The 21,971-nt window shown below is 70.8% G+C and carries 21 protein-coding genes and 1 pseudogene; 8 read left to right on the top strand and 14 right to left on the bottom strand.

The window, feature by feature from the left end:
* Positions 1 to 5: 5 nt before the first annotated feature.
* From ACWDGI_RS26085 to ACWDGI_RS26055, 7 genes are all read right to left on the bottom strand, one after another.
* Positions 6 to 1,106 (bottom strand): calcium:proton antiporter, encoded by a 1,101-nt coding sequence (locus ACWDGI_RS26085; protein WP_450762850.1) that lies wholly within the window; start codon positions 1,104 to 1,106, stop codon positions 6 to 8.
* Between the two features lie 115 nt (positions 1,107 to 1,221).
* Positions 1,222 to 1,524: a hypothetical protein gene (locus ACWDGI_RS26080; RefSeq protein WP_450762848.1), complete on the bottom strand. Its 303-nt coding sequence runs from the start codon at positions 1,522 to 1,524 to the stop codon at positions 1,222 to 1,224.
* Between the two features lie 129 nt (positions 1,525 to 1,653).
* Positions 1,654 to 2,655, bottom strand: coding sequence for a TerC family protein (locus ACWDGI_RS26075; protein ID WP_450762846.1), 1,002 nt, complete (start codon positions 2,653 to 2,655; stop codon positions 1,654 to 1,656).
* 222 nt (positions 2,656 to 2,877) lie between these two features.
* On the bottom strand, positions 2,878 to 4,929 hold the full coding sequence (locus tag ACWDGI_RS26070) for a TerD family protein (protein ID WP_450762844.1): 2,052 nt from the start codon (positions 4,927 to 4,929) through the stop codon (positions 2,878 to 2,880).
* A gap of 48 nt (positions 4,930 to 4,977) precedes the next feature.
* Complete coding sequence (locus tag ACWDGI_RS26065) at positions 4,978 to 5,556, bottom strand: TerD family protein (protein ID WP_352224595.1); 579 nt, start codon at positions 5,554 to 5,556, stop codon at positions 4,978 to 4,980.
* A gap of 158 nt (positions 5,557 to 5,714) precedes the next feature.
* Positions 5,715 to 7,862, bottom strand: coding sequence for an excinuclease ABC subunit UvrB (gene uvrB / locus ACWDGI_RS26060; RefSeq protein WP_450762842.1), 2,148 nt, complete (start codon positions 7,860 to 7,862; stop codon positions 5,715 to 5,717).
* Positions 7,863 to 7,902: 40 nt separating this feature from the next.
* Entirely contained in the window at positions 7,903 to 8,769 is an 867-nt protein-coding gene (locus tag ACWDGI_RS26055) for an MHYT domain-containing protein (protein WP_450762840.1), read from the bottom strand.
* Between the two features lie 277 nt (positions 8,770 to 9,046).
* On the opposite strand from ACWDGI_RS26055, the gene ACWDGI_RS26050 reads away from it, so the two are divergent.
* On the top strand, positions 9,047 to 9,916 hold the full coding sequence (locus tag ACWDGI_RS26050) for a glycerophosphodiester phosphodiesterase (RefSeq protein WP_450762838.1): 870 nt from the start codon (positions 9,047 to 9,049) through the stop codon (positions 9,914 to 9,916).
* Positions 9,917 to 9,967: 51 nt separating this feature from the next.
* Positions 9,968 to 10,522: a methylated-DNA--[protein]-cysteine S-methyltransferase gene (locus ACWDGI_RS26045; protein WP_450762836.1), complete on the top strand. Its 555-nt coding sequence runs from the start codon at positions 9,968 to 9,970 to the stop codon at positions 10,520 to 10,522.
* A gap of 22 nt (positions 10,523 to 10,544) precedes the next feature.
* On the opposite strand, the pseudogene ACWDGI_RS26040 reads toward ACWDGI_RS26045, so the two are convergent.
* A pseudogene (locus ACWDGI_RS26040) lies at positions 10,545 to 10,963 on the bottom strand (VOC family protein).
* A 99-nt stretch (positions 10,964 to 11,062) separates the two neighbouring features.
* Here ACWDGI_RS26040 and ACWDGI_RS26035 point away from each other — a divergent pair.
* Both ACWDGI_RS26035 and ACWDGI_RS26030 read left to right on the top strand, forming a co-directional pair.
* Positions 11,063 to 11,971: a pseudouridine-5'-phosphate glycosidase gene (locus ACWDGI_RS26035; protein ID WP_450762834.1), complete on the top strand. Its 909-nt coding sequence runs from the start codon at positions 11,063 to 11,065 to the stop codon at positions 11,969 to 11,971.
* Positions 11,968 to 12,882, top strand: coding sequence for a carbohydrate kinase family protein (locus tag ACWDGI_RS26030; RefSeq protein WP_450762832.1), 915 nt, complete (start codon positions 11,968 to 11,970; stop codon positions 12,880 to 12,882). The genes ACWDGI_RS26035 and ACWDGI_RS26030 overlap by 4 nt, the downstream gene beginning before the upstream one ends.
* Positions 12,883 to 12,930: 48 nt before the next feature.
* On the opposite strand, the gene ACWDGI_RS26025 is transcribed toward ACWDGI_RS26030, so the two are convergent.
* The gene (locus ACWDGI_RS26025; protein ID WP_450762830.1) at positions 12,931 to 13,725 is read right to left on the bottom strand and encodes a methyltransferase domain-containing protein; all 795 of its coding nucleotides are present in this window, start codon (positions 13,723 to 13,725) and stop codon (positions 12,931 to 12,933) included.
* Positions 13,726 to 13,902: 177 nt separating this feature from the next.
* Between ACWDGI_RS26025 and corA the strand changes: the two genes are divergently transcribed.
* Positions 13,903 to 15,030 (top strand): magnesium/cobalt transporter CorA, encoded by a 1,128-nt coding sequence (gene corA, locus ACWDGI_RS26020; RefSeq protein WP_450762829.1) that lies wholly within the window; start codon positions 13,903 to 13,905, stop codon positions 15,028 to 15,030.
* A gap of 53 nt (positions 15,031 to 15,083) precedes the next feature.
* Here the strand turns inward: corA and ACWDGI_RS26015 are convergent, their stop codons facing one another.
* Positions 15,084 to 15,497 (bottom strand): PPOX class F420-dependent oxidoreductase, encoded by a 414-nt coding sequence (locus ACWDGI_RS26015; protein ID WP_450762827.1) that lies wholly within the window; start codon positions 15,495 to 15,497, stop codon positions 15,084 to 15,086.
* 130 nt (positions 15,498 to 15,627) lie between these two features.
* A complete protein-coding gene (locus tag ACWDGI_RS26010) occupies positions 15,628 to 16,260 on the bottom strand; it encodes a uridine kinase (protein WP_450762825.1) in 633 nt (210 codons plus the stop codon).
* Between the two features lie 202 nt (positions 16,261 to 16,462).
* Here ACWDGI_RS26010 and ACWDGI_RS26005 point away from each other — a divergent pair, with 202 nt between their 5' ends.
* From ACWDGI_RS26005 to ACWDGI_RS25995, 3 genes are all read left to right on the top strand, one after another.
* The gene (locus tag ACWDGI_RS26005; RefSeq protein WP_450762823.1) at positions 16,463 to 17,164 is read left to right on the top strand and encodes a DUF2293 domain-containing protein; all 702 of its coding nucleotides are present in this window, start codon (positions 16,463 to 16,465) and stop codon (positions 17,162 to 17,164) included.
* Between the two features lie 259 nt (positions 17,165 to 17,423).
* Positions 17,424 to 17,903 carry an anthrone oxygenase family protein gene (locus tag ACWDGI_RS26000; protein ID WP_450763207.1) on the top strand — a complete coding sequence of 160 codons (480 nt, stop codon included), beginning with the start codon at positions 17,424 to 17,426 and terminating at the stop codon, positions 17,901 to 17,903.
* 211 nt (positions 17,904 to 18,114) lie between these two features.
* Positions 18,115 to 19,602 carry a glutamate synthase subunit beta gene (locus tag ACWDGI_RS25995; protein ID WP_450762821.1) on the top strand — a complete coding sequence of 496 codons (1,488 nt, stop codon included), beginning with the start codon at positions 18,115 to 18,117 and terminating at the stop codon, positions 19,600 to 19,602.
* A 246-nt stretch (positions 19,603 to 19,848) separates the two neighbouring features.
* Here ACWDGI_RS25995 and ACWDGI_RS25990 read toward each other — a convergent pair whose 3' ends face one another.
* The 3 genes from ACWDGI_RS25990 to ACWDGI_RS25980 form a co-directional block, all read right to left on the bottom strand.
* Positions 19,849 to 20,631, bottom strand: coding sequence for an SAM-dependent methyltransferase (locus tag ACWDGI_RS25990; RefSeq protein WP_450762820.1), 783 nt, complete (start codon positions 20,629 to 20,631; stop codon positions 19,849 to 19,851).
* Positions 20,632 to 20,713: 82 nt separating this feature from the next.
* The gene (locus tag ACWDGI_RS25985; protein ID WP_123978005.1) at positions 20,714 to 20,989 is read right to left on the bottom strand and encodes a DUF397 domain-containing protein; all 276 of its coding nucleotides are present in this window, start codon (positions 20,987 to 20,989) and stop codon (positions 20,714 to 20,716) included.
* Entirely contained in the window at positions 20,990 to 21,850 is an 861-nt protein-coding gene (locus ACWDGI_RS25980) for a helix-turn-helix domain-containing protein (RefSeq protein WP_450762818.1), read from the bottom strand.
* Positions 21,851 to 21,971 lie beyond the last annotated feature (121 nt).

The following is a 21,971-nucleotide window of genomic DNA, read 5'->3' as shown; positions in this document are numbered from 1 at the left end:
GCGCCCTAGGGGTTGATCGCCAGCTCCAGATAGGCGGCGAAGAGCACCAGGTGGACGCCGCCCTGGAGCGGTGTGGCCCGGCCCGGCACGACCGTCAGGGAGCTGACCACCACGGTGAGCGCGAGCAGCAGCATGTGGGTGGCACCGAGGCCGAGTACCAGGGGGCCGGAGAGCCAGATGGAGGCCAGGGCAACGGCGGGGATGGTCAGTCCGATGCTGGCCATGGCCGAGCCGAGCGCCAGGTTGAGGCTGGTCTGCACACGGTCGCGGCGGGCGGAGCGCAGGGCTGCGATGGTCTCGGGGAGCAGCACCAGCAGGGCGATGATCACACCGACGACGGCTTGGTGCAGTCCGGCCGCCTGCACGCCGGACTCGATCGTCGGCGACACACCCTTGGCCAGTCCGACGACGCCGACCAGGGCGAGGCCCAGCAGGCCGAGGCTGATCCAGGCGGTGCGCGCGGAGGGCGCCTCGGCGTGGTCGTCGCCGTCGATCACCTCGCCCTGCCGGGTGATCGGCAGGAAGTAGTCGCGGTGCCGCACGGTCTGGGTGGCGACGAACAGGCCGTACAGGATCAGTGAGGAAAGGGCCGCGAAGGTCAGCTGCACGCCGGAGAACTCGGGGCCCGGTCTGCTGGTGGTGAAGGTCGGCAGGACCAGGCTGAGGGTGGCCAGGGTGGCCACGGTCGCGAGGGCGGCGCCGGTGCCCTCGGGGTTGAAGACCGCAGTGCCGTGGCGCAGGGAGGCGACGAGGAGACAGACTCCGACGATGCCGTTGCAGGTGATCATCACGGCGGCGAAGACGGTGTCCCGGGCCAGGGTGGAACTCTTGTCGCCGCCGTCGACCATGAGGGTGACGATCAGGGCCACCTCGATGATCGTGACGGCGATGGCGAGGACCAGGGAGCCGAAGGGTTCGCCCACCCGGTGGGCGACGACCTCGGCGTGGTGGACGGCGGCGAGGACGGATCCGGCGAGGACCACGGTCACCAGTGCGACGACCACGCCGGGCAGATCACGACCCCAGGTGAACAGGAGCAGGACGACCGCGAGCACCGGCACGAGGAACGTCCACTGAGTGGAGAGCGACCTGAGCCGAGTGATCATGCAGCGATGGTGGCAGAGGCGTACGGGGTTCGCATTCCGGTCCTTTCGGGCTCCGGGGGCCCGCCGTCGGCGCGGCACGGCCCCCGGGGTCGTACGGGTGCGGTCGGTCGAACGGTTACGCGAAGTCGGTCATGTCCACGACGTCGCAGTCCGAGAAGGACGGCGGGCGGGTGCACAGGGCGGCCATCCGCTCGGCGAATTTGCTGGTCTCGGGGTCGTCGCTGTTGCGCATGGCCTCCTCGTAGGAGTTGAACTCGATCACGCCCAGGTAGTGGCCGGGCCGGCTCCGGTCCCTGAGGATCAGTCGGCGCGTCGGGCTGTTCTCACCGCCGGCGAGCTGGTTGCCCATCTCGTCCGCGAGGGCCCTCATCTCGTCGATGCGGTCGGTCTCGAAGTCGATGATCTGGACGAATGTCACGGTTGCCTCCACCGGGTGGCGGCGCCCCCGACCGGGGACGCTCCGCCACCCAACGAAGCACCGGGAGCGGTGGGTCGGCAATGCGCTTCGCACCGCTCCACGGGGTGGTTGTTCCTACGTCCGACGTGGTCAGACGTCGATGCTGTCCTTCGGAGCGCCTTCACTCCGGCCCTGCGCCGCCTCGGCCGCCGCCTGCCTCCTGGAAGCCCGCAGACTGGTGATCGTGGTGACGATCAGGACCGCGCAGATGACGCCGAGTGAGACCGGGATGCTGATCTCCGGCACATGGACGCCGGACTCGTGCAGGGCGTGCAGCACGAGTTTGACGCCGATGAAGCCGAGGATGATCGACAGCCCGTAGGACAGGTGGACCAGCTTCTTCAGCAGTCCGCCGATGAGGAAGTACAGCTGTCGCAGACCCATCAGCGCGAAGGCGTTGGCCGTGAAGACGATGTACGGGTCCTGCGTCAGGCCGAAGATGGCGGGAATGGAGTCCAGCGCGAACAGGACGTCGGTCGTACCGATCGCAAGCATCACGACCAGCATCGGGGTCATGACCCGCTTGCCGTTCTGCTGGATCCACAGCTTGGTGCCGTGGTAGCGGTCGGCCACACCGAACCTGCGCTCCGCGGCCTTGAGCAGCTTGTTCTCCTCGAACTCCTCTTCCTCGTCGTCGGCCCGGGCCTCCTGGATCAACTTCCAGGCGGTCCAGATCAGGAAGGCGCCGAAGAGGTAGAACACCCAGGAGAAGTTGGCGAGGATCGCGGCACCCGCGGCGATGAAGACGGCCCGCAGGACCAGGGCTATGAGGACGCCGACGAGCAGCACCCGCTGCTGGTACTGCGAGGGCACGGCGAACTTCGCCATGATCAGAACGAAGACGAAGAGGTTGTCGACGCTCAGCGACTTCTCGGTGATGAAGCCCGCGAAGAACTCGCCGCCGGCTTGGCTGCCGCCGAAGACGAGCAGGCCGAGGCCGAAGAGTCCGGCCAGGGCGATCCAGACGACGGTCCAGATTCCGGCTTCCTTGACGGATACGTCATGCGGCTTGCGGCCGATGAAGAAGTCGACCGCGATGAGGGCGGCCAGACCCAAGATGGTGAGGACCCAAAGGGTCACGGATACATCCACTGCGCCTCCGGTTCGTGAATGGCAAAGGGCCAGCGTCATCGCTGCCGGAGGTCTCTTCCACCCGAGACGGGCCGACGCCCCGGGATCCGGTCGGATCCGTATTGACGGGTACGCCGCAGCAGATAGGGAGTACTCCCCTCCGTGAGGAAAACAGTACCCCAATCACCAAGGAAAGGTAAAGCGATTGGCAAAAGAAAGGCCAAGTTGCCTGGTCAGAGGGCTTTACATACGCTTGGTACGCGCGATCGCGACCTGGTTGAGCACCTGCTGGAGCACCTGGCTCCCGGCCGGCACGAGGCAGGGCTCGTACGTCCAGGCATGCCCCACCCACGGGTCGGCCAGGTGATCGTCCGGTACCGGCGTGAGTCGCATCAGTGAACGCCACAGCGGATCGAGCAACGGTCCGTAGGCGGCGGCGTCCTCGCGGTCGGCGACCAGCAGGAGATGGACACCGACGTCCGGGCCCTCGTCCGCGAGATAGCGCAGTTGAGTGACGGCGCGGTCGTCGAAACCGTGCGGGAACTCGTTGACGATCAGCAGTTGCCGGGAGATGTCCAGACCGGGCGGCAGGGCGTCCGCCGCGCCACCGCGCACGGCCATCTGCACCAGGTCGACGCGCTCGGTCAGCCGACCCAGCACCTCCGCCACACCGGCCGCGCCGGTCGTGGGTGGCCCGGCCAGGACGCCGGTCCCCGTCAGCGGGGCGAGCGCGGAGGTGCCGGAACCGGCCGGATCGATGACCTGTACGCCGAACTCCCCGGCCGGGTGTACGGCGAGCAGCCGGGCCGCGAGCGCCACCGCCGTGTGCAGAGCGAGGTGCCGCAGGTCATCGGCGTCAGGGAAGCCGCCGTCGGGAGTCGAGGTGAGGCCGCTGTCGATCCACAGGCCCCGCTCCAGCGGCAGCCGGACCAGCATCGGGACGCGCAGCGGATCGCTCTCCGCGAGGTGCAGGTCGCCCAGTCGCACGGCCATCGGCGGTTCCGTCGGTACCCGGTAGGCATGCCAGACGGGGTTGTCCCAGCGGGCGTACGCCGGTGGCAGAGCGGGCTCGACGACCTCGGACTCGGCGGTGAGTTGGGCGAGGTCGCGGTCGAGGGCCGCCTGGGCCTGGTCGACCAGCTGGGCCTGCCGGGCGCGGGCCGCCTCGCGTGCGGCGTCGCCCGTCGAGCCCAGGCGGCTGCGCGGGTCGGCGAGGACCTGGTCGAGCTCCTTCTCCATACGGGATCCGGCGAAGTCGACGGCACTGCGGTACGCGGCGGTGGAGCGGGCCAGGTCCTCGAACATGCCCCAGACCTGGTTGTACAGCCGCTCGTCCATGGACCAGCCGACCGCATCGCCGGCGACGGGCGGCACGGGTCCGTCGGCCGGGGCGGGCGCCCCCGGGGAGGGCGCCGCCGACGCCGTCGGCGAGGACGCCTGGCGACGCCTGGGATGCGTGTAGTCGATGGGGCCGCCGACGGGCGGGGCGGCATCGGCGGGTCCTTCGGAGACCGGGGACCGGCCGTCATCGAGTGCCGACTCGGTTCCACCGAGTCCGCCAGGCCCCCCGAGTCCGACAGGTCCGCCAGGTCCGCCGGAAGGAACCGGCCGGTCGCTGCCGTCGCCGGGCGCCTGAACGTCGTACGGGGACCCGGCACTGGTGCCGGACGGATCCGGGCCGGCGACGGAGGCGGCCGTACGACGGGAGCGGCCGGTCTCCGTGTGCACCGGGACCGACCGGGCCGCACCGCGCGCCACCGCCTCCTCGATCCCGCGGGCGAGTTCGGCGGCCTGCGGAAGGCCCTGGTCGGTCAGGAGCGCGGCGAGGCCCTCCGCGTAGCCCTGGCCCACCGCGCGGATCTTCCAGGCGCCCTGGCGGCGGTAGAGCTCCAAGGCCACGACCGCCGACTCGGCGTCCAGGCCGGCGAGGGTGTAGCCCGCTACCTCGGTGCCGTCGAGGCCGGTGACCGCGGCGCGCGGCGCGGCGACCGCGCCGAAGCGGAGGGGGCCGCCGAGGGCTGCGGGCAGGGCGATCAGGACGCTGACCCGGTGCACGGCCTCGGGCAGGGCGTCGAGGTCGACGGCGAGCCGGTGTTCGGCGGCCGCCTGCCGGGAGACCTCGATCCCGGACTGGGTGGGTGCGCCCGGATGGGCCACCCGGTCGGCGTCCCGCACCCGGCCGGTGTCGTCGGCGAGGGTGGCCCCGGCCACGACCGGCACATCGGCCGAGATCCGGATCTCGATCCGGTTCCGCGGGAGCGGATGGTTCTGCCCGCGCTTCAGCTCGGCCGCCATCGCCCATCTCCCCCTGTGTGTCGTGTCGTCGTGCGCCGCGGGGCTTCGCTAGAGGACCGGCAGGATCGTGGGCACCAGGTCCTGGAAGGTGCGCCCCTTGGCCGGCACGCCCAGGGCCGTCAGCGTCCAGCCCGAACCGGAGCGGTGCACCTTCGCCATGATCTGGGCGGTGTACTCGCCGCCGCCGTCGAGCGTGTAGCGGGCGAGTTCCTGGCCGTTGGTCTCGTCGACCAGGCGGCAGAAGGCGTTCTGCACTTCCTGGAAGGTCTGGCCGGTGAAGGAGTTGACGGTGAAGACGATCTGGTCGATGTGGACCGGAACGCGCGCGAGGTCGACGAGGATGGCCTCGTCGTCGCCACCCTGTCCCGCGCCGCCGACGAGGTTGTCGCCCGTGTGCCGGACCGAACCGTCGTCACTCACCAGGTGGCGGAAGAACACGACGTCGACGGGCTGCTTGTCGGCGAACAGCACCGCCGAGGCGTCCAGGTCGATCTCCCGGGTGCGCGAGCCGAACAGCCCGCGCCGCGGTGCCGCCTTCCAACCAAGACCCATGCGGACCGCGCTCAGGGAGCCGCCGTCCTTCTTCTCCAGGCTGATGGCCTGACCCTTGGTCATGTTGACGGTCACGGCTGCTGTCCCCTCGTCGAATGTCCCCGGTTGCCGCGAAGTGCGCGGTTGTCCAAAACCCTATGCAGCGCCGCTGACAGTGCCGAACCCCGGCCCGCGGTTTGTGTCGGTGTTGCAACACTTCGCGCCCCTGCCAGGGTCCGGCGGCGGCTCGGGGTTCAGGCCAGGCCCGCCTCCCTCATCTGGCGCAGTTCCTTCTTCATCTCGGAGACCTCGTCACGCAGCCGGGCCGCGATCTCGAACTGCAGATCCGCGGCGGCGGCACGCATGCGTTCCGTCATCTCCTCGATCTGCTCGGCGAGTTCGGCCGCCGGACGGTCGGTCGGCACCGTCTCCTTCGCCTTGCCCTTGGCCGTCTTGCCGGCCTTCGCGCCCTTGGCCGCCTTGTCGCCCAGGGCCGGAACGGGGGCCTTGGCCGCCTTGCCGTCCTTCTGCTTGCGATAGCCCGAGCCGAGCAGTTGCTCGGTGTCCACCTCTTCGCGGGCGATCTGCGCGACGATGTCGTTGATCTTCTTGCGCAGCGGCTGCGGGTCGATGCCGTTGGCCGTGTTGTAGGCGACCTGCTTCTCCCGGCGGCGGTTGGTCTCGTCGATGGCCCGCTCCATCGCCGGGGTGATCTTGTCGGCGTACATGTGGACCTGGCCGGAGACGTTGCGCGCCGCGCGGCCGATGGTCTGGATCAGTGAGGTGCCGGAGCGCAGGAAGCCCTCCTTGTCGGCGTCGAGGATGGCCACCAGGGACACCTCGGGCAGGTCGAGGCCCTCACGCAGCAGGTTGATGCCGACCAGGACGTCGTACTCGCCGGAGCGCAGCTCACGCAGCAGCTCGACGCGTCGCAGGGTGTCGACGTCGCTGTGCAGATAGCGCACCTGGATGCCGAGTTCCAGGAAGTAGTCGGTGAGGTCCTCGGCCATCTTCTTGGTGAGGGTGGTGACGAGGACGCGCTCGTCCTTCTCGGTGCGCTTGCGGATCTCGTGCACCAGGTCGTCGATCTGGCCCTCGGTGGGCTTGACGACGACCTCAGGGTCGACGAGACCGGTGGGGCGGATGATCTGCTCGACGACGCCGTCCCCGCGGGACAGCTCGTAGGTGCCCGGGGTCGCCGACAGATACACGGCCTGCCCGATGCGCTCCTGGAACTCCTCCCACTTCAAGGGGCGGTTGTCCAGGGCGGAGGGCAGCCGGAAGCCGTGGTCCACGAGGGTGCGCTTGCGGGAGGCGTCGCCCTCGTACATGGCGCCGATCTGCGGCACGGTGACATGCGACTCGTCGATGACGAGGAGGAAGTCGTCCGGGAAGTAGTCGAGCAGGGTGTTGGGCGGAGAGCCGGGCGAGCGGCCGTCGAAGTGCATCGAGTAGTTCTCCACGCCGGAGCAGGTGCCGATCTGGCGGAGCATCTCGATGTCGTAGGTGGTGCGCATGCGCAGCCGCTGGGCCTCCAGGAGCTTGCCCTGCTTCTCCAGCTCCGCGAGGCGCTCCGCCATCTCCTTCTCGATGTCGTTGACGGCCCGCTCCAGGCGCTCGGGACCCGCGATGTAGTGGGAGGCCGGGAAGACGTACAGCTGCTGGTCGTCGCTGATGATCTCGCCGGTCAGCGGGTGCAGCGTGGACAGCGCCTCGATCTCGTCGCCGAACATCTCGATGCGGACGGCGAGCTCCTCGTAGACCGGGAAGATCTCGATGGTGTCGCCGCGGACACGGAAGGTGCCCCGGCTGAACGCCACGTCGTTGCGCGTGTACTGGATGTCGACGAAGCGGCGCAGCAGGAGGTCGCGGTCGATCTCGTCGCCGACCCGCAGCGGGACCATCCGGTCGACGTACTCCTGCGGTGTGCCGAGGCCGTAGATGCAGGACACGGAGGCGACCACGATGACGTCGCGGCGGGTGAGCAGCGAGTTGGTGGCAGAGTGGCGCAGCCGCTCGACCTCCTCGTTGATCGAGGAGTCCTTCTCGATGTAGGTGTCCGACTGCGGGACGTACGCCTCGGGCTGGTAGTAGTCGTAGTACGAGACGAAGTACTCGACCGCGTTGTTCGGGAGGAGCTCGCGGAACTCGTTGGCCAGCTGGGCGGCCAGCGTCTTGTTCGGCGCCATCACCAGGGTGGGGCGCTGGAGCTTCTCGATCATCCACGCCGTGGTGGCGGACTTGCCGGTGCCGGTCGCGCCGAGGAGGACGACGTCCTTCTCACCGGCCTCGACGCGCTTGGCCAGCTCGGCGATGGCCGCCGGCTGGTCGCCGCTGGGCTGGTACGGGCTGACGACCTCGAAGGGCGCCACCGTGCGTTCGATGTGGGAAACGGGCCGCATGGGTTCCACCGTACGACCCCGCACTGACAACCGGCTCTGATCAGCGATTCTGCGGAGTGCGGGAGCTGTGGTGGCTCTGCTGGCGGCCGATGCGCAGCTGCGGGCGGCGGCTGGGGTGGTGGGTGACCTCGTCGGCCGGGACGCCCGGCTTGTGCTCCACGCGGAGCCGGTCGGGCCTGCCGATGATCATCATGGGGTCGAACACCACGACGACGGCCGCGAGGCAGAGGAAGGCCAGCGGGCCGATCAGCATGGGGGCGAGCAGGGAGGCGGGCGAGTCGCCGGGGGGTGTGCCACCGGTGTTGTGGAGATGGACGGTCATGGCGGCCATCCCCGTGTAGTGCATGCCGCTGACGGCGAGTCCCATCACGAGGCTCGCGCCGACGCTCCACAGGAAGCCACGGATCTGCCCGGCCGCCCACAGGGCCGAGGTGGCGGCCACGACCCCTATCACGACCGACGCGCCCACGGTGAGCGTGTTGTACCCCAGGGTCCCGTTGAGGCGCAGGCCGGCCATGCCGAGGTAGTGCATCGAGGCGATGCCCAGGCCGGTGATCGTGCCGCCCGTGAAGAGCGCGGTTCCGGTGGCACCCCGGTAGCCGACTATGAAGATCCCGACACCCACCATGACGATGGCGAGGCCGAGGCTCGCAAAGGTGATCGTCTTGTCGTAGTGGACCGGCGTCTCCCTGACGCTGAACCCCATCATGGCGACGAAGTGCATGGTCCATATGCCGGAGCCGATCGCTGCCGCCCCCAGGGCGAGCCAGGCGGGCCGCCAGGACTGGGCCACCAGCATCGCCCGGGTCGTGCAGCGCAGTCCGAGGGCACCGCCGAGGCAGGCCATCACATAGGCCACCAGCGGGGTGACGACCCCGTAGCTGAATCCGTCGACCGTGCCCTGCATACGTGGCTGCCCTTCACCCTTTGCGTCCCGGAATATTTGATATGCGCCCCCGTCCCAGGACCGCCCGAGCGGTCAGGGTTGACGCAGAGAGTATGACCCGCACCGGAATGGTCGAACGATTTTCCGGCAAAGAAACACGGCTTTGCCGCAGTTGTGCGGCACCAGTGAGCGGCCTTGGGTAACTCCATTCAATCTGTGGCCATCCCGCACCCGGCTGCTGTTGACTCCCTGCTGTCAGTCTTGTGCTGTCCGTATTCGTCCGACGTGAGGAGCACACATGCACGCGCGTGCCGTCACCGCCACGACCACCGCGCTGCTGGGCACGGCCGCCCTGCTGAGCCCCGTGCCCGCCGCCCGGGCCGGCGACGTACGCGAGCCCACGGTGCTCGCGCACCGGGGCGCCTCCGCCTACGCCCCCGAGAACACGCTGGCCGCCGTCGACAAGGCGGCCGCGCTGGGCTTCACCTGGGTCGAGAACGACGTCCAGCGCACCAGGGACGGCCGGCTGGTGGTTCTCCACGACGACAGCCTTGCGCGCACCACGAACGTCGAACAGGTCTTTCCCGGCCGGGCGCCGTGGAAGGTGAAGGACTTCACCGCCGCCGAGATCGCCCGGCTGGACGCGGGCAGCTGGTTCTCCTCCTCGTACACAGGCACGCGCGTGCCCACGCTGGCGCAGTACATGCGCAGGATCGAGCACAACCACGAGAAACTGCTCCTGGAGATCAAGAACCCGGAGCTGTACCCGGGCATCGAGCAGCAGATCGTCAAGCTGCTGGGAAACGAGGGCTGGCTGGACGGCCCGCATCTCGGCCGGATCGTCGTGCAGAGCTTCAGCGCGGACAGTCTGCGCGTCGTGCACGGTCTCAGGCCCGCCGTGACGACCGGCTATCTCGGCACACCGCCCGTGTCGGCCCTGCAGCGGTACGCGCGCTTCACGGACCTGATCAACCCGTCGGTGGGGTCGATCTCCGCCGGTTATGTCTCCTCCGTGCACTCGTTGGAGGGCCCGCACGGCACGCCGCTGCGGGTCTTCACCTGGACGGTGGACGACGCGGCCACCACCTGGAAGGCCGTCGGCTACGGCGTCGACGGGCTCATCACCAACAAGCCGGACGTGGTGCGGGCCGCGCTGCGCGCGGGCTGAGCACGGCAGGACGGGCCGGCGTTGTCAGTGGCGGGTCGTACGGTGGGTCGCATGGACAGCGAAGGGCAGTACGGGCAGCGGGTGGTGTGGGCCGTCGTGGGCACCGACATCGGTCCGCTGCTGCTGGCGGCGACCCGTGAGGGCCTGGTCACCGTGGTGTTCCACGCCACGGACGCGGTGCGGGAGCGGACTCTGGAGCGGCTGGCGGCCCGGCTGGGCGCCGAGCCCGTCGAGGATGCCGCGGCACCCGTGCTGGCCGAGGCGATACGCCAGCTGCGGGCGTACTTCGCGGGTGAGCGGCAGGACTTCGACCTGCCGCTGGACTGGTCGCTGATCTCCGGTTTCAACCGGCAGGTGCTGCGTGAACTGGCCGCCGGCGTCCCTTATGGCACCGTGGTCGGATACGGGGACCTGGCCGGGCGGGTCGGGCAGCCCGGCGGGGCGCAGGCGGTGGGCGCGGCCATGGGTGCCAATCCGCTGCCGGTCGTCGTGCCGTGTCACCGGGTGGTGGAGAGCGACGGCGGCATCGGCGGGTTCGGCGGCGGTCTGGAGACCAAGCGGAAGCTGCTCGCCCTGGAGGGCGTGCTGCCCGAGCCGCTGTTCTGAGGCGCCCCGGCGGGAGCGGCGGTCAGTCGTAGTGCCGGACCTCTGTGACGTCGCCGTCCGGGTCGCGGAAGTAGAAGTCGCGCGGGGCCTTCCCGCGGGCGTTGAAGGAGCCATGGCCGATGTCGGTCATGGGACGGCGTGCTCGGCGAGGCAGCCGCTCAGGGCGTCGAACGCATCGGACGGCAGGCACAGACAGATGTGGTCCATCGGGTGGCCGGCCGCGCCGGGGGACGCCCGTTTGCGTTCGGCAAGGGTGTACGGCGCGAGGTCGAGGATCGTCTCCTCGCTGACACGCACGGAGGGCAAGGACACCTTTCCCGCGGTGAGATCGGCCAGCCGCAATGGCTCCAGGCCGAGCGTCCGCTCGTGGAAGCCGGCCGCGGCGACCGGATCGGCGGCCCCGAGGACGACACGGTCCAGACGCGCCATGTTCTTCGTCATGCGGCACGGGCTGGTGGCGTCCGGCACAGGCCGCAGGCGTTTAACCGGGTGTGCCGCCCGCCAGAGATGAGGGAAGACCGACGGACAGGAGGCAGGCGCGTGGTGCTGGTGGTGTCGGAAGAGGTCCGTGAGGCGCTCGGCGCGGGCCGGGCAGTGGTGGCCCTGGAGTCCACGATCATCGCGCACGGGCTGCCGCGCCCGCGCAACCTCCTGGTGGCGCTCGAGCTGGAAGAGGCGGTACGGCACGAGGGCGCCGTACCCGCGACCATCGCGGTCCTGGACGGACGGCCCCATGTCGGCCTGGACAAGGACCAGTTGGAGCGGGTCGCCAACGAGGACGGGATCCGCAAGCTGGGCCACCGCGACCTGCCGCTCGCCGTGGCGGCGGGGGCGAGCGGGGCGACCACCGTGTCGGCGACGGCGCAGCTTGCGGCGCTGGCCGGCATCCGGGTGTTCGCGACGGGCGGTCTCGGCGGGGTGCACCGGGAGTGGACGGTCACCCAGGACGAGTCCGCCGATCTGGGTCTGCTGGCGCGCACCCGGATCACGGTGGTGTGTGCGGGCGTGAAGTCGATCCTGGACGTGCCGGCGACCCTGCAGCGTCTGGAGACCCTGGGTGTGGCGGTGGCCGGTTACGGCACGGACCGCTTCCCCGGCTTCTATCTGTCCGACTCCGGTTACCCGGTCGACTGGACGCTGGCGACTCCGGCGCAGGTCGCGGAGGTCATGCGGGCGCAGGACGCGCTCGACGCGGCGGACACCTCACTGATCGTCGCGAATCCGGTCCCGGAGGCGGAGCAGCTCGATCCCGCACTGCACGCGCGGGTGCTCGCCGACGCGCTGCAGGCGTGCGACGAGGAGGGGATCACCGGTCAGGGGGTCACGCCGTTCCTGCTCGACTATCTGGTCCGGCACACGGACGGCGCCTCGCTGGAGGCCAACCTGGCGGCCGTGCGCGGCAACGTACGGCTGGCGGCGCGGATCGCGTCGGCGTGGGCCAGGGGGTGACGGCTGCCGGAGAGGGTGCGCTGCTGGTCGTCGGGGACGTCGTCACCGATGTCGTCGCGCGGCACCGGGGACCGCTCGCGGCCGGCACGGACACGGCCGCCGCGATACGGACCGTGCCCGGCGGAGCGGGCGCCAACGTGGCCTGCTGGGCCGCCCGTGCGGGCTGTGCGGACGTACGGTTGCTGGGGCGGGTCGGCGCGGACGCGGCCGAGTGGCACCGGCGGGAGCTGGTCGCGGCCGGGGTGCGGCCACGGCTCGTGGTGGACCCGGAGGCCGCGACGGGGACGGTCATCTGCCTGGTCGACAACGGCGACTCGGCCGAGCGCACCTTTCTCACGGACAGCGGGGCGTCGCTGCGGTTGGAGCCCGCCGACTGGTCGGACGCGTTGCTCGACGGGGTCGCCCGGCTGCATCTGTCGGGTTATCTGCTGTTCTCCGAGCCGAGCCGGGCACTGGTGGCGGTGGCCCTGACGTCGGCACGCGCGCGTGGCGTGCCGGTGAGCCTGGATCCGGCGTCGGCCGGGTTCATCGTGGCGCTGGGCGTGGACCGCTTCCTGGCGCTCGTCGAAGGCGTGGACGTCCTCCTGCCGAGCCGTGACGAGGCCTGTCTGTTGACGGGGTTGTCAGATCCGGCCGACGCGGCGGCCGCGTTGAGCCACCGTGTGCCGCTGGTGGTGGCCAAGGCGGGGGCGGACGGCGCGCTGCTCGCCGAGGCGGGTGGCGTCCTCGCGCGGGTCCCGGCCGAACCGGCGACGCCACGGGACACCACGGGCGCAGGTGACGCCTTCACCGGGGCGTTCCTCGCGGCGCTGCTCGCCGGCGCGGATCCCGGGGAAGCGGCGGCACGGGGCTGCGGGGCGGGCGCGAGGGCGGTGGAACGTGTGGGCGCCAGACCGCCCGTCCACGGCTGACACGGCACCCCGGCCGGAAGCAGCGGTCCGGCGCCCTGTCCGGTGGGCCTACTGCTTGTGGCCCCATGCCGAGATCATCGGGGCCGTGGCGAGGTCCATGCCGCCCGCCGTCACGTTGGCGAGGTGCTGGTCGATCTCCTCGTCGGTGGCCAGACCCGCGGTGACCAGCCGGCCGCGGATCTGCCGGACCGTCGCGGACTCCAGGGCGGTGCAGGCGGGCGAGGCGACGGGGAAGTAGGCGTCGGCCTCCACCTGGTGCAGCCCGGCCTCGCGGAGCAGCCGCGGGAGTTTGCGCCCGTACGACAGGTCGGCGCCGCGTTCGGCGAGGAGTGTGCGAAAGCCCTGGCGCAGGCGGTTGGCGAGCCGCTGCTCGGGGCCGTACTCGTAGGGGCAGGTGAGCGGCTGGAGGGCGGGGTCGGCGTCCTCGATCAGCAGCCGTCCGCCGGGGCGCAGGGCCTTGATCATGGCGCGCAACGCATGTTCCCGGTCCGGGACATGGACCAGCACGAGCCGGGCGTGCACCAGGTCGAAGCCCTCCCCCGGCGGCTCCTCGGTGCCGACGTCGTGGGTGCGGACCTCGACCGGCGCGTGGGCGGCCGTGGCGAGCAGCGAGGTGTCGATGTCGGTGGCGACGACGTGGCCGGTCGGTCCGACCTTCCTGGCCAGCCAGGACACCACCGACGTGCCGCCGGCCCCGACCTCCCAGCAACGCCCGCCCGGTCCGATGCCCAATGCCTCGAGGTGCCGGAAGGTGGTGGGGTCGAAGAGGGCGGCGAAGGCGTCGAAGCGCTGCGCGGCCTCGCTCTGGCGGTTGTCGAGGAGATATCCGTCCGCTTGTGTCATGAAGGGATCATCCCCGTTGACCGGGTTGCCGGGCGCGGCCAGCCAGGTTGTCCACAGGCGGGAACCAACCGGAACTCGCTGCTCACACAGGCTTACCCGTGTCTCACGCCGGGCTGGCACACTTGCCCGGCAGGGCACGGAAGCGTTGCGCGAGGGGATCCAGGCAAGGAGATCCGTATGACGATGGCAGGGAATCTGCGGAAGGTCACGGGGCTGGGCAGGGCCGGCGGTCTGCGCAAGGTGGCGCGGCTGGCCCGGCGGCGGCCCCGCGTCGACCTCAACCATCACGCGCGGTCCCCGCTGGGCTCCTCGGTGGTCAACTGCGTGACGTACGAGGCCGGTGCGCGGGTCCCCGAGTGCAGTGATCTCTACTCGGCAGTGGAGCGGGTGCGCAAGAAGGGCGAGGGGTTCGTCTGGCTGGGGCTGCACGAGCCGACGGACAGCGAGTTCGCGGGCATAGCCGAGCTGTTCGATCTGCACCCGCTGGCCGTGGAGGACGCGGTCGAGGCCCATCAGCGCCCCAAGGTGGAGCGGTACGGCGAGACGCTGTTCGCGGTGTTCAAGACGGTCTGTTATGTCGAGCACGAGAAGCTGACGGCGACCAGTGAGGTCGTGAACACGGGCGAGATCATGGTGTTCGTCGGCGAGGACTTCGTGATCACGGTGCGGCACGGCCGGCACGGCTCGCTGGGGCCGCTGCGCGAGGAACTGGAGGCGACGCCGAACCAGCTCGCCAAGGGCCCCGCGGCGGTGCTGCACGCGATCGCGGACCATGTGGTCGACGACTATCTGAACGTCACGGACGCGGTGCAGGCCGACATCGACCAGGTCGAGGCGGACGTGTTCGCGGAGAACGGCGCGCGGGCCGACCCGGGGCGGATCTACCAGATGAAGCGTGAACTCCTGGAGCTGAAGCGGGCGGTGGTGCCGCTGGGCAGGCCCATGGAGGAGCTGACGACCCGGCCGATACGGGTGATCGCCCCGGAGATACAGGCATACTTCCGGGACGTGCTCGACCACCTGATGCGGGCCAAGGAACAGATCGCGTCCTTCGACGAACTGCTCAACTCCATTCTCCAGGCGCATCTGGCGCAGGTGACGGTCGCCCAGAACGAGGACATGCGGAAGATCACGGCGTGGGCCGCGGTGATCGCCGTGCCGACGATGGTGTGCGGGGTGTACGGCATGAACTTCGACCACATGCCGGAGCTGCACTGGCGGTTCGGCTACCCGCTCGTCATCGGCGTCATATCCCTGGCCTGTCTGGTGCTGTACCGGGGCTTCCGCCGCAACGGCTGGCTCTGAGCCCCACGACGGGCAACACCAGGGACCGGGGCCCCCACGCCCCGTGGGCGGCCTCAGGCCGAGAAGGCGATGACCCGGCGCGGTACGACCCTGATGATCACGCGCACCTCGTCGTCCTTCTCCGCGGGCGGGTCGATGCCGAGGTATTTGTGGGAGAGCTCGAAGGGGAGCCGCTTGGCCTCGTCCGGGAGGATCTCGGCGGTGCCGCGGATCTCGGCCGAGCGGTAGGGGTCGGCCAGGTCGAAGACGGTGAGGCTGACGCGGGGGTCACGGCGGAGGTTGCGCACCTTCTGGCGACCGTCTGTGGAGGAGAACAGCACGGTGTCGCCCTCGCGTTTGATCCAGACCACCGAGTTCTGCGGGGCACCGTCGGGGCCGAGGGTGGCGACACTGGCGAAGTTCCTGCCGTCGAGGAGGGCCCGGACGGAGTCGTCGAAAGTGGCGGGGGCGTTCGAGGAGGTCGGCATGCGACCAGGCTAGTTACATGCATGCACATATAAAAGCGGTTCGCCGAATCAGCCCGTGCGAGCGGGGCGGCGGGGCGGCCGCGGGACGCTCAGCCGATGCGAGCGGGCGGCGGGACCTGCCGCGGGACGCTCAGCCGTTCCACGCCGGGTGCCGGGGGTCGTCGGCGCGGACCAGGACGTCGGCCGTGCTGGCGGGGTCGGTCTCGGCTTCGTAGCGCTCGAAGGCGGGGAGGGTCCAGTGCTCGGACTCGGGCGTACGGCGGCGCAGGGCGCCGGGAGACAGCAGGAGGTGGACGGTCAGGTCGAACGGGAACCAGTGCCGCAACAGCAGCGGTCCGTGCAGCAACAGGAGGCCACCGGGCGGGAGTTGGACGTAGGGGCTGCGGGTGGCCCGGTCGGTGGCCGGGTCCCACAGGTCGGGCAGGACACGTCCGGTCCCGCCGGGGTCGAGGGGGCCGAACACCTCCCGCCACAGGGCGTTGGTGTCGAACCAGCCGCCGTAGTACGACTCCGCGTCGCGGCGACCGTGTTCCAGACGCAGCGAGGCGGGGCGCAGGAAGCCCTCGGCGCCCACGACGAGCGAAGGCCGGCCCCGCAGGCGCAACGCCTCCGCGACGCGCTCCGCAAGGTCCCCGGGCCGGGCCGCCGGGGCGCCGTCGAGAGCGACACGCGGCCAGGCACCCCCGTCGGCGGGCTTCAGCTCGGCCAGCCGCTCGGCGAGGCGCTCGGCGAGCCGGTCCCAGGTGATCGCTTCGAGTCGCACGGGGTCATGATGCCGCGCGGCCCGGGCGGCGGCCCTGCCGGGGCCGGGGCACTCCGGTGAGGTTCGCCGGGATGCCCGGCCCCCGAGCCGCGGGAACGACCGAAGGCCCGGGTCGTACTCCCGCTCCGGACCGAACCGCACGTCGTGTGCCCGCCGACGTACGGACGTGAGATCCCCGGCTCGGAAGGGGAAAGAACCGCATATGACGCGCCTCGCAACTCCCCCTCACCACGGTGGACTTCTGGTGGTGCAGCCGCTTCGGCACAAGCGGTGTGCGGCCTGCCGGCGGGGACCGTTGTCGATGCTGGTGCTGGAGGACGGGGCACCGCGGTGCCTGGAGTGCGCCGATCTCGGGCATCTGCTGTTCCTGCCGCGTGGCGACACCGCGCTGACCCGGCGGTCGCGGGAGGAGAGCACGCTGTCGGCGGTGGTGGTGCGGTTCAACCGGCGCAAGAGCCGGTACGAACGACAGGGCGTCCTCGTCGAGGAGGCCGCACTGGCCCGGGCCGAGGCGCGGTGTCTGGCCGATGCCGAGGCGCGGCGGCGGCGCCGGGCGCGGGACGCCAGGCGGCGGGCGGTGGAGGACGTGCGGTTCACGGAGGCCTTCGCGGCGGAGATCCTGCGTCTGTTCCCGGGCTGCCCGGTGGAGCGGGCCCGGGCGATCGCGGCGCACGCGTCGGTGCGGGGCAGCGGGCGGGTGGGGCGCACCAGGGCCGGGCGGGCGCTCACGGAGGGGGCGGTGGTCTCGGCGGTGGTGGCGGGGGTGCGGCATGTGGACACGCCGTACGACCAGCTGCTGATGGGCGGGGTGCCGCGGTACGAGGCGCGGCGGCGGATCGCGAGGACGGTGGAGGCGGTCCTGCGGGAATGGGAGGCCGGGGTGGAGATCCGCCTCACCGGCTGACACCGGGCGGACCAGCCGGCCGGAGGAGACCGAGCACGGGAGGCCGGGCAGTACTACAGCCGGTCTGACGAGGCCGGGGACGGGGGCCGTGCAGTACAGCCGGTCTGACGAGGCCGGGCACGGGGGCCGGGCGGTACAGCCGGTCTGGCAAGGCCGGGGACGGGAGGTGAGCAGGTAGGTAGCCGGGCAGGGCGGGCGTGGGCAATGACTTGAATGGCGGCGGTGTCCGAGGCGAGGGGCGGGAGTGAGTGTGGTGGTTGTGATCGACGGGCCGTATTACGTGCTGGTCCTGCTGGGTGTACTGGGGACCGGGCTGGTGGCGGGGGTGTTCTGCGGGTTCTCGGCCTTCGTGATGCGCGGGCTGGCCGCGTTGCCGCCGGCGCAGGGGGTCGCGGCGATGAACGCGATCAACCGGGCCGCGGTGATCCCCGCGTTCATGCTGCTGTTCGCCGGGTCGGCGGTGCTGTGCGCGCTGATCGCGGTGGTGACGTTCGTGGTGTGGCCGGACGAGGGGAAGACGGAGCTGCTGCTGGGCAGCGCGCTGTATCTGTCCGGTTCGTTCGGGCTGACCCTGGTGGCGAACGTGCCCCGGAACGAGGCGCTGGCCTCGCTGGAGCCGGGCACCCCGGAGGCCGCCTCCTACTGGCCGTCGTATGTGCGCGAGTGGACGCGGTGGAACCATGTGCGCACCCTCGCGTCGGCCGCGGCGACGATCACCTATGTACTGGCCCTGTCCTGAGGGAGACGTGGGAGAAAACTGACACCCGACTGGCCGCCGGTTGGCTCCCGGTTGGCTCCCGGCTGGCTCCCGGCTGGCTCCCGGCTGGGGAAACCCCCGCAGATGGTGCTGTCAGCCACTCTGCGGGCACGACCGCGCGGACGTATCGTGGCCGAAAGAGTGCCGCCCGATGACGCATGGCCTCGGGCAGTCGCACGCGAGGAAGTCGACCATGGCCGATCCCAAGGGTTTCATGACCACGCCGCGGGAGGAGTGGCCGCGGCGGCCGGTCGAGGAGCGGGTCCGGGACTGGGACGAGGTGTACGTCCCCGGCGCGCTGCTGCCCATCATCAGCAAGCAGGCGGACCGCTGCATGGACTGCGGGGTGCCGTTCTGCCACGACGCGTGTCCGCTGGGCAACCTGATCCCCGAGTGGAACGACCTGGTGTCACGGGAGGACTGGCGGGCGGCGGGCGACCGGCTGCACGCGACGAACAACTTCCCCGAGTTCACGGGGAGGCTGTGCCCGGCGCCGTGCGAGGCGGGGTGCGTGCTCGCCATCAACCAGCCGGCCGTCACGATCAAGAACGTCGAGTGCGCCATCGCCGACCGGGCCTGGGCGGAGGGGTTCGCCTCGCCGCGGCCGCCGGAGCGGCTGTCCGGGCGGACCGTGGCGGTGATCGGGTCCGGTCCGACCGGCCTCGCGGCGGCGCAGCAGCTGACCCGCGCCGGCCACACCGTCGCCGTGTACGAGAAGGACGACCGGCTGGGCGGGCTGATGCGGTACGGCATCCCCTCGTTCAAGATGGAGAAACACCATCTGGAGCGGCGGCTGGGGCAGATGCGGGCCGAGGGGACGAAGTTCCGTACGTCGGTGACGGTGGGGCGGGACATCGGGGCGGCGGAACTGCGGACGCGGTACGACGCGGTGGTGATCGCGACCGGGGCCACGGCGTGGCGGGAACTTCCGGTGCCGGGTCGGGAGTTGGACGGGATACACCAGGCGATGGAGTATCTGCCGCTGTCCAACCGGGTGGGCGAGGGGGATCTGGCCCACTCGCCGATGTCGGCGGCCGGCAGGCACGTGGTGATCGTGGGCGGGGGTGACACGGGGGCGGACTGTCTGGGGACGGCGGTGCGGGAGCGGGCCGCGTCGGTGACCCAGCTGGACATCTACGCGCAGCCGGGGGCGGAGCGGGACGAGGACGTCGAGCCGTGGCCGACGTATCCGAAGATCTACCGGCTGTCGGCTGCGCACGAGGAGGCGCGGGACCTGGAGACGGCGCCCGACGCGCACGCGGACGCGCGGTTGTTCGCGGCGTCGACGCTCCGCTTCACCGGCGACGGGAGCGGGCATGTGCGGTCCCTGCACCTGACGGAGGTGGACGCGGCGCGGCAGCCGCTGCACGGGACCGGCCGGACACTGCCCGCCGACATGGTGCTGCTCGCGCTCGGTTTCTCGGGCCCCGACCGGGAGGACGGGCTCATCGACCAGCTGGGACTGGTGATGGAACCGCGCGGGACGATCGCCCGGGACGTGGAGTTCACCACGAACGTGCCCGGTGTCTTCGCCGCCGGGGACGCGGCGCGCGGGCAGTCGCTCATCGTCTGGGCGATCGCGGAAGGGCGGGCGGTGGCGGCGGCCGTCGACCGATATCTGACGGGGAGTTCGCAGCTGCCGGCGCCGATATCACCGTACGACCGGCCGATGACCGTGTAGGTGAGAGCGCGGGATGCGGACGGCCGCCGTAGGCTGCGGGACGGCGAACGCCCGACCATGGTGGCCGTCAGCCGCCTGGTGGACGCACCCCGGCGCCTGTGGTCGCGGCTCTGACTGGATCAGCCTGTGGTCGTGGTCCGGCCCAGGCCGGCCTGTGGTCGTGACTCTGGCCCAGGCCGGCCTGTGGTCATGACTCTGGCCCAGGCCGGCCTGTGGTCGTGGCTCTGACAGGGGCCGAAGAGGCCGTTACGGTTTGCGCCCCACCGCGCCGTAGCCCGGGATCACCCCGTCGTCCTGCCCCGGCACCGGCTCGCCCAGTTCCGGATGCCAGTGGTGGACCACCGAGACACCGGGGTCGACCAGGTCCAGGCCGTCGAAGAAGCGCCCGAACTCCTGCCGGGAGCGCAGCGCCAGGGTGACTCCGGCCGCCTTGAGTTTCGCGGTGGCCGCCGCCGACTCCTCCGGGGTGAAGTCGGCGGTGGCATGGGTCATCGTCAGGTAGCTGCCGGACGGCAGTTCGGCGAGCAGCCGGCCGACCAGCTCGTGCGCCCCGTCCTCATCGGGGACGAAGTGCAGCAGCGCGACGAGCGACAGCGCGACCGGGCGGTCGAGGTCCAGGACCTCGCGCGCGCCGGCGACGATCGACGCCGGGTCACGCACGTCGGCCTGGAGGTACTCCGTCGCACCCTCGGGCGTGCCGCGCAGCAGGGCGGCCGCGTGGGCCAGCACGATCGGGTCGTTGTCGCAGTAGACGACCCGGGTGTCGGGTGCGACGCCCTGGGCGATCTGGTGCAGGTTGGGCTCGGTCGGGATGCCCGTCCCGATGTCCAGGAACTGCCGTACGCCCTGCTCGGCCAGCCACCGGGTGGCGCGGTGCATGAAGGCGCGGTTGACCCGGGCCATCACCGGCACCCGGGGGTCGAGGGCCAGCATCTGCCTGCCCATTTCCTCGTCGACCGGGTAGTTGTCCTTACCGCCGAGATACCAGTCGTACATCCGCGCGGGATGCGCCTTGCTGGTGTCGATCACGAGGCACTCCGTAAGCGTCCGACAGGGTCGATGATCAATTCAGCACCATTACAAAGAAGTTGAACAAGAAAAAGCAGCAGTTTCAGGAGAGCAGGAAGTCGGCCTCCCCCGCCTTGGCGCCCTCGATGAAGGCCGTCATCTCGTCCGTGGTGTAGATCAGCGCCGGTCCGTCGGGGTCGGTCGACTGGCGGACGGCGATCCGGCCGTCGGCCAGCTTCATCGCCTCCAGGCAGTTGCCGCCGTTGCCGCCGCTCCACGGCTTGTGCCAGCCCTCGCTGCCCAGATCCCGGGCGGGCATGCCGTTATAGATCCGCTCGGTGCGGTTCCGTGGCCCGGACTGGGGTTTGATGCGATCCATTCACAGCTCCTTGCGGAGATCCCGGAGGATCTCCTTCGTGCGTTGTGCCGTAGCGGCCTGCGCCGCCATGCGGTCCATGACCTCGAGGTGGGTCGCCACCTCGGTGCGCGCGTCAAGGTAGACGGCGCCGGTCAGGTACTCGCTGTAGACCATGTCCGGCAGTTCGGGCATGGCGAATCGGAACAGCACGAAGGGCCCGTACGTCCCCGGATGCGGCCCGCTCGTGAACGGGGCGACCTGGAGCGTCACATTGGGCAGCTTCGTGACCTCTAGCAGCCGGTCGATCTGCGCGCGCATCACCTCCGGGCCCCCGACCGGGCGGCGCAGGGCGGTCTCGTCCATCACGGCCCAGAAGCGGGGGGCGTCGTCACGGGTGAGCAGATCCTGGCGCTGCATGCGCAGGGCGACATGGCGCTCGATCTCCTCCGGCTGGGTCTGGCCGACGGCTCCCGACTTCAGCACCCCGCGCGCGTAGTCCTCGGTCTGCAGCAGCCCGGGGACGAAGTGCGGCTCGTAGGAGCGGATCAGGCCGGCCGCGCCCTCCAGGCTGACGTACATGGAGAACCAGCCGGGCAGGATGTCATGGAACCGCTGCCACCAGCCGGGCTGGTTGGCCTCCTCGGCGAGCCGGACGAAGACGTCGGCCTCGTCGTCGGTCACCCCGTAGGCCTTCAGGAGCAGTTGGAGGTACGGGATCTTGAGGGCGACCTCGGCCATCTCCATACGGCGGACGGTGGCGGGAGCCACGCGGAGCACACGGGCGGCCTCCTCACGCTTGAGCCCGGCGCGTTCACGCAGGTCAAGGAGGCGCCGGCCGAGGACCACCTGGCCCACGGTCGGCGCGGACCGCGGCTCGCTCACGCTCCACCTCCACGAAGTTCCCTGGCCGGGCCGCCACTTGCACTGGTCGGCGGCGCGGTCGCCGCCACATACAGGTGTCACCCCGGCTACAGGTGTCAGCGGCATGCTGACAGCCCAGCGG

The sequence above is a fragment of the Streptomyces sp. NPDC001220 genome, assembly GCF_053597895.1.
This window is presented reverse-complemented; position numbering and strand designations above follow the sequence as displayed.

Excerpts from the sequence above, each read along its gene's own strand:
- ACWDGI_RS26085 (WP_450762850.1), bottom strand. The coding sequence starts at position 1,106 with ATGATCACTCGGCTCAGGTCGCTCTCCACTCAGTGGACGTTCCTCGTG.
- ACWDGI_RS26055 (WP_450762840.1), bottom strand. The coding sequence starts at position 8,769 with ATGCAGGGCACGGTCGACGGATTCAGCTACGGGGTCGTCACCCCGCTG.
- ACWDGI_RS25995 (WP_450762821.1), top strand. The coding sequence starts at position 18,115 with ATGGCCGATCCCAAGGGTTTCATGACCACGCCGCGGGAGGAGTGGCCG.
- ACWDGI_RS26070 (WP_450762844.1), bottom strand. The coding sequence starts at position 4,929 with ATGGCGGCCGAGCTGAAGCGCGGGCAGAACCATCCGCTCCCGCGGAAC.
- ACWDGI_RS26015 (WP_450762827.1), bottom strand. The coding sequence starts at position 15,497 with ATGCCGACCTCCTCGAACGCCCCCGCCACTTTCGACGACTCCGTCCGG.
- ACWDGI_RS25985 (WP_123978005.1), bottom strand. The coding sequence starts at position 20,989 with ATGGATCGCATCAAACCCCAGTCCGGGCCACGGAACCGCACCGAGCGG.
- ACWDGI_RS26005 (WP_450762823.1), top strand. The coding sequence starts at position 16,463 with ATGACGCGCCTCGCAACTCCCCCTCACCACGGTGGACTTCTGGTGGTG.
- ACWDGI_RS26050 (WP_450762838.1), top strand. The coding sequence starts at position 9,047 with ATGCACGCGCGTGCCGTCACCGCCACGACCACCGCGCTGCTGGGCACG.
- uvrB (WP_450762842.1), bottom strand. The coding sequence starts at position 7,862 with ATGCGGCCCGTTTCCCACATCGAACGCACGGTGGCGCCCTTCGAGGTC.
- corA (WP_450762829.1), top strand. The coding sequence starts at position 13,903 with ATGACGATGGCAGGGAATCTGCGGAAGGTCACGGGGCTGGGCAGGGCC.
- ACWDGI_RS26025 (WP_450762830.1), bottom strand. The coding sequence starts at position 13,725 with ATGACACAAGCGGACGGATATCTCCTCGACAACCGCCAGAGCGAGGCC.
- ACWDGI_RS26045 (WP_450762836.1), top strand. The coding sequence starts at position 9,968 with ATGGACAGCGAAGGGCAGTACGGGCAGCGGGTGGTGTGGGCCGTCGTG.